The sequence below is a fragment of the Kitasatospora sp. NPDC057692 genome (assembly GCF_042799475.1).
In the GTDB taxonomy this organism is placed as follows: domain Bacteria; phylum Actinomycetota; class Actinomycetes; order Streptomycetales; family Streptomycetaceae; genus Kitasatospora.
In genome coordinates, this window is record NZ_JBHVIV010000015.1 from 15,273 (window position 1) to 30,173 (window position 14,901).

General features: G+C 74.4%; 11 protein-coding genes. 4 read left to right on the forward strand and 7 right to left on the reverse strand.

From position 1 onward, the window contains the following. Nucleotides 1–68 precede the first annotated feature (68 nt). The 3 genes from ACFVFS_RS11760 to ACFVFS_RS11770 form a co-directional block, all read right to left on the reverse strand. Nucleotides 69–947 carry an adenosylcobinamide amidohydrolase gene (locus ACFVFS_RS11760; RefSeq protein WP_380622840.1) on the reverse strand — a complete coding sequence of 293 codons (879 nt, stop codon included), beginning with the start codon at nt 945–947 and terminating at the stop codon, nt 69–71. Nucleotides 948–990: 43 nt separating this feature from the next. Further along, nucleotides 991–1,185, reverse strand: a complete 195-nt coding sequence (locus ACFVFS_RS11765; protein WP_380622842.1) for a hypothetical protein — start codon at nt 1,183–1,185, stop codon at nt 991–993. A gap of 156 nt (nt 1,186–1,341) precedes the next feature. Further along, complete coding sequence (locus ACFVFS_RS11770; RefSeq protein ID WP_380622843.1) at nt 1,342–1,698, reverse strand: hypothetical protein; 357 nt, start codon at nt 1,696–1,698, stop codon at nt 1,342–1,344. Nucleotides 1,699–1,863: 165 nt separating this feature from the next. On the opposite strand from ACFVFS_RS11770, the gene ACFVFS_RS11775 reads away from it, so the two are divergent. Next, nucleotides 1,864–2,862 carry a helix-turn-helix domain-containing protein gene (locus ACFVFS_RS11775; protein WP_380622845.1) on the forward strand — a complete coding sequence of 333 codons (999 nt, stop codon included), beginning with the start codon at nt 1,864–1,866 and terminating at the stop codon, nt 2,860–2,862. Nucleotides 2,863–2,936: 74 nt separating this feature from the next. Here the strand turns inward: ACFVFS_RS11775 and ACFVFS_RS11780 are convergent, their stop codons facing one another. Together ACFVFS_RS11780 and ACFVFS_RS11785 are read right to left on the reverse strand one after the other, a co-directional pair. Further along, nucleotides 2,937–4,250: an FG-GAP-like repeat-containing protein gene (locus ACFVFS_RS11780; RefSeq protein WP_380622847.1), complete on the reverse strand. Its 1,314-nt coding sequence runs from the start codon at nt 4,248–4,250 to the stop codon at nt 2,937–2,939. Nucleotides 4,251–4,377: 127 nt separating this feature from the next. Next, nucleotides 4,378–5,721: an FG-GAP repeat domain-containing protein gene (locus tag ACFVFS_RS11785; RefSeq protein WP_380622849.1), complete on the reverse strand. Its 1,344-nt coding sequence runs from the start codon at nt 5,719–5,721 to the stop codon at nt 4,378–4,380. A 714-nt stretch (nt 5,722–6,435) separates the two neighbouring features. Between ACFVFS_RS11785 and ACFVFS_RS11790 the strand changes: the two genes are divergently transcribed. Then, on the forward strand, nt 6,436–8,388 hold the full coding sequence (locus tag ACFVFS_RS11790) for an ABC transporter ATP-binding protein (protein ID WP_380622851.1): 1,953 nt from the start codon (nt 6,436–6,438) through the stop codon (nt 8,386–8,388). Nucleotides 8,389–8,500: 112 nt separating this feature from the next. On the opposite strand, the gene ACFVFS_RS11795 is transcribed toward ACFVFS_RS11790, so the two are convergent. Both ACFVFS_RS11795 and ACFVFS_RS11800 read right to left on the reverse strand, forming a co-directional pair. Then, nucleotides 8,501–9,499: an alpha/beta hydrolase gene (locus ACFVFS_RS11795; RefSeq protein ID WP_380622853.1), complete on the reverse strand. Its 999-nt coding sequence runs from the start codon at nt 9,497–9,499 to the stop codon at nt 8,501–8,503. A gap of 336 nt (nt 9,500–9,835) precedes the next feature. Next, nucleotides 9,836–10,693, reverse strand: a complete 858-nt coding sequence (locus ACFVFS_RS11800; protein ID WP_380622855.1) for a helix-turn-helix domain-containing protein — start codon at nt 10,691–10,693, stop codon at nt 9,836–9,838. A 533-nt stretch (nt 10,694–11,226) separates the two neighbouring features. Here ACFVFS_RS11800 and ACFVFS_RS11805 point away from each other — a divergent pair. Together ACFVFS_RS11805 and ACFVFS_RS11810 are read left to right on the forward strand one after the other, a co-directional pair. Then, entirely contained in the window at nt 11,227–13,974 is a 2,748-nt protein-coding gene (locus ACFVFS_RS11805; RefSeq protein WP_380622857.1) for an AAA family ATPase, read from the forward strand. 147 nt (nt 13,975–14,121) lie between these two features. Next, a complete protein-coding gene (locus ACFVFS_RS11810) occupies nt 14,122–14,856 on the forward strand; it encodes an alpha/beta fold hydrolase (protein WP_380622859.1) in 735 nt (244 codons plus the stop codon). Nucleotides 14,857–14,901: the final 45 nt, after the last annotated feature.

Here is a 14,901-nt window from a genome sequence, read left to right on the forward strand (position 1 = left end):
CACTCCTGCCATTTGGCAGTACTGCCACTTTCACCGAAGAGTCGCGACCGACGGGCGTGGACGACCGGTCAGCCGACGGGCGTGACGTTGCCCGGCCCCGCTCCGTCCGGGCGGCGCCGGGCAGCGGGGCCCGCCAGGACGTTCCCGCGGCGGCAGTCCGCCGCCGGTCCCGGGTGCGGCGCACCGGGCCCCTGGGCGCGCCGCTCGCGGTCGCGGTGCGCCCCCTCGACGACCGCCCGGTGGACCGCCCGGGCCAGCCGGGCGCCCCACGGCGAGCGCGGGCCGCCGAACGGATCGGCCGCCTGCCGCCCGTCCGGCGCGCGGACGGCCACGCACACCGCGTCGGACGGCGTCCCGGAGCAGTCGTAGCCGGCGTCCAGGAGGGCCTGCACCTTGGCCTCGGTGGCGGTCGCGAGCAGGTTGACGAGACCGGCGTCGGTCACCGGCGCCGGGACGACGGCGAGGATGTTGATCGTGCCGGGAACGTACCCGGCGGGTGCCGGTACGGGGGCCGTGGCGGGCTCGGCGGGCGCGGCGGGCGCGGCGGCCGGCGCGGCGGCCCAGGTCGGTACCCCGATGCCGGTCGTCACCACGGCGACGGCTCCGCCGTCCTCGCCCCAGGTGCAGTCGTCGACCTCCGCGGCGGTCATCAGGCCCACGCCCGGGCCGCGCAGCCCCTCGGCCCGCGCCAGCTCCGCCAGGTGCCGGTCGGGGTCCAGCCGGTCGTAGCCGGCCCGGACCTGGGCGTTCACCACCCAGCCGCGTTCGCCGATACCTCCCCCGAGCACCGCGCTGCTGACCATCCGCCACCCCGGGCCCGCCTCCCACACCAGCAGGTGGCGGCAGGAGCCGTCCTCGGACCGCGCGCCGCGCCGCACGACGGGCCACCGGTCACCGGGCAGGAAGCCGTTCGCCTTGATCACCTCATGGGTAGGGGGTCGTACCATCCGAGGAATCGTATGACCTGGCGGTTCAGGACCACCGGGGCGGTCAGCCCCAGATCATGTTGTCCGACGGGCTGGCGGTGGGCTGCGGGGTGACGGTGGTGGTGACGACCGTGGTGGTGCCGACGGTCGGCGTGGCACCGTCGGGGTCGGAGGCCAGTGCCGGGGAGCAGACCGCAGCAGCGGCGGCGAGGGCGAGAACGGCGACCGCGGCGGCCTTGGCAAGAGCGGAGCGAAGCATGGCGGTGTCCTTCGGCAGAAGAGGAGAATGGGGCGACGGCGATCCGGATCCGGCGCGCGTCCCGCGGTGACGCTTCGTCCGGTCCGCCGCCCGGGAGCGGTGCCCCCTGGCGGCACTCACTAGCTTCGTCGCAGCTCAGGGCAGGTGGAAGGGCGTTCAGGTGGACGGAATCGGCCCTGGACCGTTCCGGCCAGCGGGGCCGGGACCGTCCAGCAGCCGCTCATAGAAGGCTTCGACGAGGGGCGCCCGGCCGCACCGCACCCGCCAGCCGACGAGCCCCGGCATCACGGCCGTCGCCCGCCGGCAGAACGCCTGCGCGCGGTCCTCGGCCTCCTCCAGGCGGGCGGCGAGCACGAACACCCCCAGCACGGGGTGCGGCAGGGCGCCGGCGTGGACGCTGACGTGCTCGATCCCCTCCTCGGCGACGGCGGCGGCGAGCAGCAGCTCACGGGTGTCGGCGGGCAGCTCGGCGGCGCCCGCGGGCGCCTGCAGGGAGACATGGACCAGGTACATGGAACGAGCGTGCCGATTCGGGCAATTCCCGTGGAGGGGACAGACCTGGACGGTTCGGGCCACGGCCGGAACCGGCCGACCTCCTCCACGACCCGTCCACCCGGCGAGCACGCTGTGGCATGATTCGGCGGACGTGTGTACGAAACATCCCTGGGGGGACTACTCGTGCTGACCGCACTGGGTCTGGACACCGCCGCCGAGGCCGTCTACCGCGTGATGCTCGCCCATCCGGACGACGGCGTCGCCGCCGTCGCGCACCGCCTCGGCCAGAGCGAACAGCAGGTCAGAGCCGCCCTCGACCGGCTCAGCGAACTCGCCCTGCTGCGGCCCTCCGCCGAACGCCAGGGCGAACTGCGCGCCGTGTCCCCCGACATCGGCATGGAAATCCTGATGGCCCGCCAGCAGGCCGAGCTCGCCGCCCAGCAGATGCGCGTCGAAGCCTCCCGCGCCGCCGCCGCCGAACTCATCGCCGAGTACGCACAGCTGCGCCCCGCGGCCGGCCACCCCGGGGTCGAGCAGTTGGTGGGGCTCGACCGGATCCGCGACCGCCTCGCCACCCTGACCCGCGAGGTCCGCCAGGAGGTGATGACCTTCGCCCCCGACGGGGCCCAGCAGCCGGCCAACATCGAGGCCGCCAAGCCCCTGGACGCGGACCTGCTGGACCGGGGGATCCGGATGCGCACCGTCTACCTGGACAGCGTCCGCAACAGCCCGCACACGGTGGAGTACGTGAACTGGCTCGTCGAGCGCGGCGGCCGGGTGCGCACGGTGCCCTCGCTGCCGACCCGGATGATCCTGGTCGACCGTGCCACCGCCGTCATCCCGGTGCGCGGCGACGACACCGCCGCGGGTGCCGTGGTCCTGACCGGCCATGGCACCCTCGTCGCCCTGTGCGCGCTGTTCGAGAACGTCTGGGCCGGCGCCCAGCCGCTCGGCGAGCAGGGCAGCCGCGACGAACACGGGCTCAACGCCCAGGAGGCGGCCTGCATCCGCCTGCTCGCCGAAGGCCACACCGACGAGGCCATCGCCAAGCGGCTGGGCGTCTCCCCCCGCACCGCGCGGCGCCTCGCCACCGACCTCATGGAACGTCTCGGCGCCCGCAGCCGCTTCGAGGCCGGCGTGCGCGCCGTCCAGAACGGCTGGCTCCCCGCCCACCGGGGCTGACCGGGTGATGCGCGAACCCGCCGGGCCCCGGGCCCGGCGGGTTCGCGCTGTGGCGGCGGGTGCCTCGTCGAGGTCTACCAGTCGGTGCCGATGGCGGTCCGGCTACCGAAGGCGTTCGGGCCGGTGCCGGGGTAGAGGTACATGTCGCCGGTGGATCCCTGGGGGGCCTGGACGGCGGCGACGTCCGTCCGGCCGTCGGCGTTGAAGTCGCCACCGATCAGGTCGCGCATGATGTTCCAACCGCTGCCGGCGCTCACCGGGGCGGCGAACCAACCGGTGCCGGTACCCGGGAACACGTACAGGTTGCCGTCGCCCCTGCCGACCGCCGCGATGTCCGCCTTCCCGTCACCGTTGAAGTCCCCGCCGGTGAAGCGGTCCAGATCGTTCCAGCCGTTGCCCGCGTTGATCGGCGCAGCGAAGTACCCGGTCCCGGTACCCGGATAGACGTACAGGTTCCCGTCCGCCGTCCCGACGGCGGCGATGTCCGCCTTCCCGTCACCGTTGAAGTCCCCGGCCGAGAACTTGTCCAGGCTGTTCCAGCCCGTACCCGCCGACCACGGCGCGCCGAACGATCCGCTGCCGTTGCCGGGGTAGACGTACAGCTTCCCGTCGGCGGTCGCGACGGCGGCGATGTCCGCCTTCCCGTCGCCGTTGAAGTCACCCGGTGTCACATTGCCGACCGTGTCCCACCCGGTGCCGATGGGACTCGGGCGGCCGAACGTGCCGACGCCCGTTCCCGGGTACAGGAGCATCTTCCCGGTGGACGCCTCCACCGCCGCCAGGTCGACCTTCCCGTCGCCGTCGAAGTCGGCCGAGGCGAAGTTCGTCATGCCGGCGTCCGTGGCGGGGGGCTGGGGCGTGGTCGGGCAGTTGCGGCTCCTGAGCGTCGTGCCGTCGACGAACGCGGAGCCGTTGAGCACGGACTGGAGCACCGTGCCGTTGAGCCTCTGCTCGTAGTGCAGGTGCGGCCCCGTCGAGTTTCCCGTGCTGCCGACCGTGCCGATCCGGTCACCGGCCTCCACGTGCGCGCCCTGGCCGACGGCGAAGCCGGCCAGGTGCGCGTACAGGGTCTGCCAACCGCCGCCGTGGTCGATGACGACGCGGTTGCCGTAGTTGCCCACGCTGGAGACCAGGCTGACGGTGCCACTCGCGCTGGCCAGCACGGCCTGGTTGGCCGTGGTACCGGGGCCACCGCGCGTCCAGTCGACGGACAGCGGCGGATTGTGGTTGCCGCGGACGCTTCCGGTCCAGTTCTGGTCGCAGACGAAGGGCAGTTGGAAGCCGGGCGCGGCCGCGTGGGCGGGCTGCGGGGACACACCGACGGCGGCTGCGGCACTCGCGACGGCGATCGCGGAGACGGCGCGGCGCAGGCGGATGGCGGCGGGCATGGGGGAACTCCAGGTTCGGGGTCGTGGAAGTGGGGGGCTGTGCGGTGGTGTGCCGGACAGCGCGCGGGCCGGGCCGGGAAGGGATCACGGGCCGGGCCGATGGCGCCGTCGGGACCGGGAGGGTCGGCTACCAGTCGGTGCCGATGGTGCTGCGGGAGCCGAAGGTGTTCTGGCCGGTGCCGGGGTAGAGGTACATGTTTCCGGCGGCGCCTCGGGGGGCCTGGACGGCGGCGATGTCGGTCTTTCCGTCGGCGTTGAAGTCCCCACCGACCAGGTCGCGGATGATGTTCCAACCGCTGCCGGCGCTCACCGGGGCGGCGAACCAACCGGTGCCGGTACCCGGGAAGACGTACAGGTTGCCGTCGCCCCTGCCGACCGCCGCGATGTCCGCCTTCCCGTCGGCGTTGAAGTCCCCGCCGGTGAAGCGGTCCAGATCGTTCCAGCCGTTGCCCGCGTTGATCGGCGCAGCGAAGTACCCGGTCCCGGTACCCGGATAGACGTACAGGTTCCCGTCGGCCGTCCCGACGGCGGCGATGTCCGCCTTCCCGTCACCGTTGAAGTCCCCCGCGGAGAAGTTGTCCAGGCTGTTCCAACCGGTGCCCGCCGACCAGGGCGCTCCGAACGCGCCGGTGCCGGTGCCCGGGAAGACGTACAGGTTCCCGTCCCCCGCGCCGACCGCGGCCAGGTCGGTCCTGCCGTCGCCGTTGAAGTCACCCGGCGTCACATTGCCGACCGTGTCCCACCCGGTACCGATGAGGCTCGGCGCACCGAAGGTGCCCGCGCCCGTGCCCGGGTACAGGAACATCTTCCCCGTGGACGCCTCCACCGCCGCCAGGTCCGCCTTCCCGTCGCCGTTGAAGTCGGCCGACGCGAAGCCCGTCATCCCCACCGGAGTCGCGGGGGCCTGCCCGAGGGCGTTGACGATCCGCTGCGCGTCGGCCACCTGGTACTGGTAGCGGTCGGGATAGGCCGAGCGCTGGACGCCCTGGCAGACGTCGCCGACCGGCTTGCTCAGCCAGGAGTTGTTCGGATACGTCGCGAGCAGCGCGTTGACGAACTTGCGGGTGGTCGTCGCCGGGTCGAGCCGCTGCGCGGTGCTGCCCCACGACGCCCTCTGCTGGAACAGCCCGACGCTGTCGTGGTCCTCCATGTTCGGGTTGTTCCGCAGGGTGGACTCCACGATCGCCGTGGTGATCGCGATGACCTCGGCCTGCTGCGGCACTCCGATGGCCCGCACGGTGTTGACGACGGCCCGGGCGCAGGACACCCGGTACGCGGTCATCGCGTTCCGCAGGCTGCCGGTGAGCTGCTGGTTCAGCTGGGCGGCGGCGGCGCTGTCGGCGGACGTGACCGCACCGCAGGACACATCGGGCAGGGCCGCGTACGCGGGGCTCGTCGCGGCCACGCTTCCGCCGGCCAGGACCGTGCCGACCGCCAGGAGTTGCAGGGCCTTGCGCAGGGTCTTCTTCATGGGGGAACGCTTCCTTCGTTCGCAAGCTTCGCTCGCTGGGTCGGATGTGCCGTCACCGGGGATGGGGCCACGGCAGGTTTTCGAAGGTGCTGAGGGAATCGCTGCGTCGACCGGTGCACCGGGCAGGGCAGGAGCAGGCCGGGCCGGGCACTCGTGGGGGGTGGAACGTGATCCGGATCCGGTGCGTCCGCGGTGACGCCGTCCCGGTTGCTCCCGACCGCTCGTCGCCGCCGTCGAGTACGAGCCTGCCCGCCGGCCGGTGGCCGGACCAGGGTTCGGTGCTGGCCCGAACCGTCCTTGGCCAGGTCCGTCCACCGCGGTCGGCCGTGTCCGGCCTCCGGGGTCGATCTCCGACCGGTCGTCAGTACGGGCTCACCGCGATGGTCGTGACGAGGCGGTGGTTCGGGCGCGAGCGTGGCGGCCGAACCCCCGATCGGGTGAATCGGCGGACGCCCGAGCCCCGCGCGGCGCCGTTCCCACCCCGGCGTCCGCGAGCGCATCCGCACCCAAGGGGATGGAAATGTCCCGATTTAACCCGGGATCGCCCGAACGGAAATCCCCTTGAACGCCGCCTTCGAACAGCTCCATCATCGGACCCTCCCCGACCGCACGAGCATCACCAACTCGACCGTCGGACAGCCCACTTGAGGTGTCCCGGCAGGCCGACGCGGTGCCTGCGCGTGCCCGTGCACCGTCCATGCGTCTGGAGGATCCGTGTCCCGTCCCCCCGCCCCGGCGGCAACCGCCGCCTCCGAGGAGCTGCGATGGCTGGCCGACGGCCGCCGCATCGAGGCCATCGAGGCGATCAGCGTCAGCGCGATGGCCCGCCGCCTGCCCATGCTCCTGGTCCGCGCCTTCCGGCTCGGCTGGCGCGTCGACCGGTCCTCCGTGGTCGTCCTGCTCGTCTGCCAGGTCGGGTCAGCCGTCCTCGGTGCCGCCGGGCTGTTCGCGACCACCGGGACGATCGCGGCCCTGTTCGGCCCGGCGGCGGTGGGCGACAAACTCACCCGGGCCGCGCCGTCGGTCCTCGTGATCGCCGGGGCGGCCGGCGCCCGCGCACTCCTCGGCATCGCGATCCGGACCGTCACCGTCCACCTGTCCCCGCGCATCTCCCGGGAGGCCGAGACCGCGGTGCTGCGGGCCACCGTCGCCGCCGAACTCACCGCCTACGACCACGCCGGCTACAACGACCAGCTGGAGGCCGCCGACCGGGGCGCCGAGGTCTGCGCGGACATCGTCGGCGAGGCGCAGCACCTGATCGCCGCGCTCGCCTCGCTGGTCGCCGCCGCCGGCGTGCTGACCGTGCTCCACCCCGCCCTGCTGCCCCTGCTGGTGCTGGCCGCGCTACCCCAGGGCATCGCGTCGGTGTACGTCGCCCGGGTGCAGTTCCTCGCCAACCGGGCCGCGCTCGGCGACCGCAGGGTCATGTCGAAGCTGCGCTGGTACATCCACGTCAAGGGCAATGCCGACCAGGTCCGCTCCGACACCATGGGCGGCTTCCTCCTCGACAAGTACGAGCAGGTCGGCCGGAGGCTGGACGCCACCTCGCGGAGGGCCGCGACGCAGAGCGCCCGGGTCTCGGTGATCGGCGCCGCCGCGACCGGGCTCGGCACCGCCCTGGTGTGGACGGCGATGTACTGGCTCGTCACCACCGGCCGGATGAGCCTGCCGCACGGCGGCGCCGCCGTGTTCGCGCTCGCGGCCGTCGGCGCCGCCCTCCGCGCCATCGTCGACTACGGCGCCGCCCTCTTCCGCACCGGCATGTACCTCGACGACTGGTCCACCTTCCTCGACACCGCCGGCGGCCACCGCCTGCGGCGCGGCACCGCCGTCCCGCCGGCCCCGCGCCGGATCGAGGTCGAGAACCTCCGCTACGCCTACCCGTCCTCCGAACGCACCGCCCTGGACGGGGTGAGCCTGCACGTCGAGCGCGGCGAGATCCTCGCCCTGGTCGGTGAGAACGGCTCCGGGAAGACCACCCTCGCCAAACTCCTCGCGGGCCTGTACCTGCCCGCGGCCGGTTCGGCGCGGTGGGACGGCCGGGAGACCCGGGACCTCGACCCGCAGGGCCTGTGGCGGCAGGTCGCCGTCGTGCCCCAGGACTACGCGCGCTGGCCGATGACCTGCCGCGAGAACATCACCCTGGGCCAGCCCGCGCCCGACGGCGACGCGGCGGTGGTGCGGGCCGCCGAGGCCTCCGGCGCCGCCGAGGTCGTCGCCGGGCTCCGCCGGGGCCTGTCCACCCTGCTGGCGGTGGAGTGGATGGGCGGCGAGGAACTGTCCGGCGGGCAGTGGCAGCGCCTGGCCATCGCCCGCGCCTTCCACCGCGAGGCCGGACTCCTCGTCCTGGACGAGCCCACCGCGGCGCTCGACCCGCGGGCCGAACACCGCATCTTCCAGAACCTGCGGGCCGTCGCACGGGAGCGGGCGGTCGTCCTGGTCACCCACCGCCTCACCAATGTGGCCGTCGCCGACCGGATCGTCGTCCTCGAAGCGGGCAAGGTCCTCCAGGAGGGCACCTTCGCCGAGCTGGTGGCCGACGAGGGCGGGCGGTTCCGCGAGCTATGGGACCTCCAGAACGAGCGCACCGGCATCCCCGCCCAGCGACGGGGCGGGCCGGCGGAGGCCGGCGGAACCACCGAACCGGCCGCCGACCCCACGGGGTGAACCGCCCGCCGTCCGAAGTCCGCCCGACCGCCTTGGAGGCAGCATTGTGGAAGTCCTTCGCCACACCGTGGCCGTCATCCTCCGAGCGCGGCTCCTCCGCCTACGGCCTGCCTCACCAGGGCCGGCGGTGCAGGGCCATGTGGACGGTGTCCACGGCCTGGATCAGCGCGGCCCGGCTGGTCCCGGTGGGGTGGAGTGCGCCGACCAGCAGGAAGCCGTGCATCACCCCCTGGTAGCGGGTCGACACCACCGGGACGCCGGCCGCGCGGAGCCTGGCGGCGTAGGCCTCGCCCTCGTCCCGCAGCACGTCGGCCTCCGCGGTGACCACGAGCGCCGGCGGGAGCCCGGCGAGCTGTTCCAAGGGGGCCCGCAGGGGTGATGCGGTCACCTCCGTGCGGCGGGACGTGTCGGGCAGGTAGTCGTCCCAGAACCGGCGCATGTGCTCGCGGTGCAGGAAGTACCCCGTCGCGAACCGGCGGTAGGACTCGGTGTCGAGGTCCGCGTCGGTCACCGGGCAGAGCAGCACCTGGTGCAGCAGCCGCACGTCCCCGCGGCGGCGCGCGAGGAGCGTCAGGGCCGCCACCAGGTTGGCTCCCGCGGAGTCGCCGACGGCGACGATCCGGTCCCCCGCCAGTCCGATCGCGCGGCCGTGCTCCTGGAGCCAGCGGGCCACCGCGTAGCACTGCTCGACGGCCACCGGGTAGCGCGCCGCGGGTGCCCGGTCGTAGTCCACGTACACGACGGCGGCGTCCGACCCGAGGGCGAAGTCCCGCACCAGCCGCGCGTAGCAGGCGGCGTCGCCGAGCGACCAGCCCAGGCCGGGCAGGAAGAGCACCACGGGGACCGGCTCGGAGGAGCCGGCGGGCCTGGTCACCTGGACGCGCACCCGCCCGGTCGGTCCGCAGGGAAGGACGAGCCACTCCGTCTCGGTGCCGTACGGATCGTCCGACTCCTGGTCGGCGTCCGGCCTGACGCTCGGAAGGCTGTCGAGGGCGAGGAAGGAGAGGTCCGGCAGGTCCGTCGCCGACGCTCCGGCCCGGGCGTCCAGAAACTCCTGGAGCTCCCGGTCGAGCACCAGTCTTCGGGCCCGGTGGGGCGTGGGGTCGGACAACTCTTCGCTCCTGGCGTGATCGGAAAAGCGCTGCACGCGGCACGTGCCCGGGTGTCCACCCGGTCCACACCGAACGGAGGGCCACCCTTCGACGCCACGAGCACGCCACGAGCACGCCACCCGACGCTACTGCCGGGAGTCGGCCCCAGTGGTCTGATCGTGCACGGATTCTATGCCGGGGCGAGCGGTGCGTCATCCGACGCCGGTCCGCAGCGCACCCCGGATCCGGGTTCCCTCTTGTTGCGTGGATCGGGCCGCCCGCCCCGCGCCCCCTCCCGTGGCGCCGATCGTGCGCTGTGGAGCAAGCGCCGGTGCACGGGGAGCACAGTCACGGGGTCAGGAGGACCGACGGACGTCGACCCGCGCGGCGTAGGCCTGCCACTCCCGGGGCGAGACCCCGTAGGTGTCGCGGAAGGCGCGGCTGAAGTGGGAGTGGCTGACGAACCCCCACCGGTGCGCGACGGCGGCCACGCTGATCGGCCGGTGGGAGGGCCGCTCCAGTTCCCGGCGGCAGGCGTCCAGCCGGCGCTGCCGCACCCACTGGCCCACGGTCGTCCCGTCCTGCTGGAACAGCTTGTGCAGGTAGCGCACCGAGATGTGCTGCGACCGCGCGATCGCCTCCGGCGCCAGGTCGGGATCGGCGAGGTTCTCCTCGATGTGGGCGCGGATCCGCGCCAGCAGCTGCGCCGAACCGCTCGGATCCTCCGGGGCCTCCCGCTCCATCAGCTCGGTGACCAGGACCGCGAGGATGTCGGAGGCGCTGCGCGCGAGGTAGTCGCCCGGCCGGGCCCGGTGCGCCCGCTCCCGGGTGGCGAGGGTCCACAGGAGCCGCGAGGCGAGCGACCCGACCCCCTCGTTGCCGCGCACCATCAGCCCGCCCGTCCGCCGGACGTCGTCGCGGCACACGCCCAGGTAGAAGCACGGGACGCGGTAGCGGACCATCCGGCACTCGGCGTCCCACAGCAGGCCCGCCGGATGCGGGGAGGTGCCGATCAGCAGGTCTCCGGGCGCCAGCACCGTGCCGGCGCCGTGGCGGCGGACGACGGCCGGACCGTCGACGTGCAGGACGACGTAGAGGCAGTCTTCGGGGTCGGCGCCGGGAGGCGCGGCGAGGATGTCGATGCAGCCTTCGGCGTCCTGGGCGAGCCGGAGGTGCCGGTTCTCGGGGAGGGAGGAGGGTCCCGACGGGATCACCAGGGGCTCCGATCGGTTCGTGGGGTGCTGGGTCAGGGGGACGGCCCGCTCACCACGCCGGTGATCAAGGTCGTCCCGGCGCCATTCATACAAGGACCGCAACAGGTCGACAAACGTTCAACAATCGTCGTTTCCACAGCTGGGACCGGTCCGGACGAGCCGTCGCCACCGGCGCCGGCGGCCCCTCGGACATGTCCGGGAAGTCGTGAAAGCGCCTGCGGTGCAATGGACTTCGGCCCCGGACGGCACGGCGGCGGCAACCGGGGCGGCCCGCCGGACCGGACCGGCACGACGGCGCAGCGCCCCCGCTCCGGCCCCCTAGGCCGCCGAACGGTGCGCAGACCGGCACGTCGCGGTGCGCCGCCGGAACATCGCCCGCCGGCACCGCTTGCGGTGACGCCGCACGGGGGCCCGCGGCACCCGACGGCTCGGACGGCGTACCCTCGGGAGGCCGCGAACGGCGGCAGGGCAGGATCCTCCGCGGACCGGGCAGAACCGGGCCCGGGCGGGCGGGTGCGAACGGGAAGGCGTCAATGGCAGGGTCGGGCGGTCCGCTGTCCCGCAGCGGCCTCCGCGGGCGGGAGGCCGAGCTCGCGGAGCTCCAGGCGCTGATCACCTCGGTGGCCCGCACCGGAGGCGGCGGGTTGGCCCTGATCCAGGGGGAACCCGGTATCGGGAAGACCACCCTGCTCTCCGAGGCCGTCTCCCGGGCCAGGGCGGCGGGCTTCTCGGTCGGCCTCGGCAAGGCCGACGAACTGCACCACATCGTGCCGCTCTCCTCCCTGGCCGCCAGCGTCCTGCAGGGCGACCCCCCGCTGGTGTCCGGCGACGTCTTCGCCGACCTCGCCCGCCATCACGACCAGCGGATCTGGCTGGTGGAACGCCTCGCGGAGGCGATCGAGGCCAGGGCCGGCAGCACGCCGGTGCTGATCTGCCTGGACGACGTGCAGTGGGCCGACGCGCTCAGCCGGTTCGCCCTGCAACAGCTCCCGACCCGCCTGCGGACCTCGCCGGTCCTCTGGATCCTGACCGGGCGCCGGGAGCCCGCCGGACCGGCGGACGAGGTCGTCGCGGCCGCGACCGGCAGCCTCCCGACCGTCACGGTGTCGCTGGGCCCGCTGTCCGGCGCGGCCATCGGCCAGCTGGCCGACGACACCCTCGGCACGGCGGTCGACGCCTGGGTGCGCGACCTGCTCGACGGCGCCGGCGGGAACCCGTTCCTGGCCGTCGAGATGCTGGCCGGGCTGCGGACCGTCGACACCTCGGCGGAGGTCGTGCCCTCCACGCTCGTGGTGGGCGTGCGCGCCCGCCTCAAGTCCCTGCGGCCGGACACCCTGCGCTTCCTCCAGATGGGAGCGGTGCTCGGACGCCGGTTCGCCTTCCACGACGCCGCCGCACTCTGCGACCGGTCGGCCGCCGCGCTGATCCCGTCCCTGGAGGAGGCCCTGCGGGCCGGGCTCCTGGACGACGACGGCGAGCAACTGGTCTTCCGGCACGACCTGCTGCGCCAGGCGGTCTACGCCGACGTCCCGCCGTCGGCCCGGAAGGCCCTGCACCGCGAGGCCGCGCACCGCCTCGTCGCCGCGGGCCGGCCGCCGGCCGACGCGGTGCCGCACCTCCTGCGGGGCTCGCTGCCCGGGGACGAGGAGGCGGTGGCGCTGCTGCGGCGGGCGTCCGACGACGTGCTGCCGGTCACACCGGGTCTGGCCGCCGACCTCATCACGCGCGCCCTCGACCTGGTCCCGGCGCCGGGGCCGCTGAGGTTCTCGGTGGGCGAGCAGGCGATCCTCACCCTGACCCGGGCCGGCCGGACCCGGGAGGCGCTGTCGGCGGGCGACCGGCTGCTGGCCGACCGTCCCCCGCTGGAGACCTTCGGCCGGCTCCAGGCCGCCGTCGGCGGGACGCTGTGGACCATGGACCTCCCCGAGGAGCTGCGCCGCCGCACCGAAGCCGCCCTCGCCGTGGGCGGCGCCGCCCCGGAGGTCTGCGCGCGGCTGGCCGCCCTGCGCGCCCTGGCGCTGTCCCGGGGCCGCGATCTCGCCGCGGCGTGCGAGGCCGGCGAGGGCGCGCTGCGCGACGCCACCGCGGCCGGGGACCGGGAGGCCCACGTGCTGGCCCTCTCCGGGCTCGGCGAGATCGCCCTGAACGCCGGTGAGAACGCGCTCGCGCTGGAGCGCTTCGCCGCGCTGAGCGCCATCGATTCCGTGTTCCTCCCCGAGGAGATCGTCGCGCACCTGCACCTGGACGACTTCGGGTCCGCCGAGCGCCTGCTGCTGCGGGCATCGGAGCAGGACGGGACGACGCGTCAGGCCATGCTGCTCTGGGCGCAGGGCCAGCACGATCTGGGCCTCGGCCGGCTCGACGACGCCGAGGCCGGCTTCGCGACCATGGAGAGCCTGGAGAACGAGGTGCGGGTCCCCGTCCAGCAGGTGAACGGCCGGGTGATCCGCTCCCGGACCGCCCTGCTGCGCGGCGACCGCGAGGCGGCCCGGGAGCACCTGGCCGCGGCCCGGGAAGGGCTCGCGGTCAAACCGAACCCGGGCAACACGGCCGCGGTCCGCTTCCTGGAGGCCGTCCACGCCGAGGCCGAGGGGGACACCGGGCGCGCCGTCGACCGGATCCGCCAGGTCCAGCGGGAAGGATCCTTCATGCGCTGGCGGCTGCTGCGGGACTGGGTCGACTCCGCGGTCCGGATGTCCCTGCGCGACGGGAACCACGAGCTCGCCGAGGACCTCGCCGCGCAGGCCGAGGCCCACGCCGAGCGCAACCCGTCCGTGCCGACCGCCACCGGCATCGCGGCGCAGGCCCGCGGGCTCGTGCGGAACGACCCCGCGCTGCTCGAACACTCCGTGGAACTGCTCACGGCGAGCCCCCGCCCGCTGGCCCGGGCCGCCGCGTACGCGGACCTCGGGCGGGCGTTCCTGGCGGCGGGCCGCAAGGACCGGGCGGTGGCCGCACTGGCGAACGCGCGCGGCACGTTCGCCGAGGCGGGCGCGCACGCCGCGGCGGCCCGCCTGCAGCGCGACCTGGAAGACGCCGGGGCCGGCAGCCGTCGGACGGCCGCCGCACCGCGTCCCGTCCAGGGCTGGGGGTCCCTCACGGCCTCCGAGGAGAAGGTCGCGCGCCTCATCGCCGAGGGCCACACCAACCGGTCGGCCGCCGACGCGCTGGTGGTGTCCCCGCACACGGTCAACACCCATCTGACGTCCGTCTTCCGCAAACTGTCGATCGGCTCCCGGGTCCAGCTCGCCAACCTGGTCACGTCCTTGCCCGAGGACTGACCGGGACCGGTCGGCACCTGCCGGCACCGCGGGTCGGTACGGGTCGGTACGGGTCGGTACGGGTTGGTACGTTCACGCGATGACCTGACGCACCCGGACCCGCTTGGCTGGGGTGTCCGCTCCCCCACCCAGTCGAAGGTCACCGGCATGCACAGCGCCACCCCCGTTCGGCCGACCGTCGTCCTGGTGCACGGGGCCTTCGCCGACACCTCGTGCTGGACGGGGGTCGCCGAGCGGCTCCGCGCCGACGGACTGACCGTGCGCGCCCCCGCGAACCCGCTGCGCGGTCTGGAGCAGGACGCGGCGCACCTCGGGAACGTGCTCCGGGACGTCGACGGCCCCGTCGTGCTGGTCGGCCACGGCTACGGCGGCGCGGTCGTCACCCACGCGGCGACCGACGCCGAGAACGTCGTGGCCCTGTGCTACGCCGCCGCGTTCGGCCTCGACGCCGGCGAGTGCGTCCTGGACATCTCGAACCGCTTCGCCCCCTCCCCCGTGTCCGACGCGACCGTCGCCACGCCCCTCCCCGACGGGCTCGGCAGCGGGCTGTCCCTCCGCGAGGACCGCTTCCCCCAGCTGTACGCCGCCGACCTGCCGCCCGCGGTCGCGCGGGCGCTGGCCGCGGCGCAGCGCCCGGTCGCCCCCGTCGCGCTGACCGCCCGATCGGGCCCGCCGGCCTGGGCGTCCAGGCCGTGCTGGTACGCCATCGCGACCGCCGACCGCATGCTCAGTCCCGCCGCCCAGCGCTTCATGGCCCTGCGCATGGCGGCCACCGAGTACCTGCTGGACGCCTCGCACGCCGTGGCGCTGTCGCAGCCCGACGCCGTGGCGGCGATGATCCGGGAGGCCGTCGAGCGGAGCGGCGACGACGGCCCGCGGTAGGGCTTCCGGACACCCGGGGCCGAGGGAAACCCGGGGGGTGTTTAA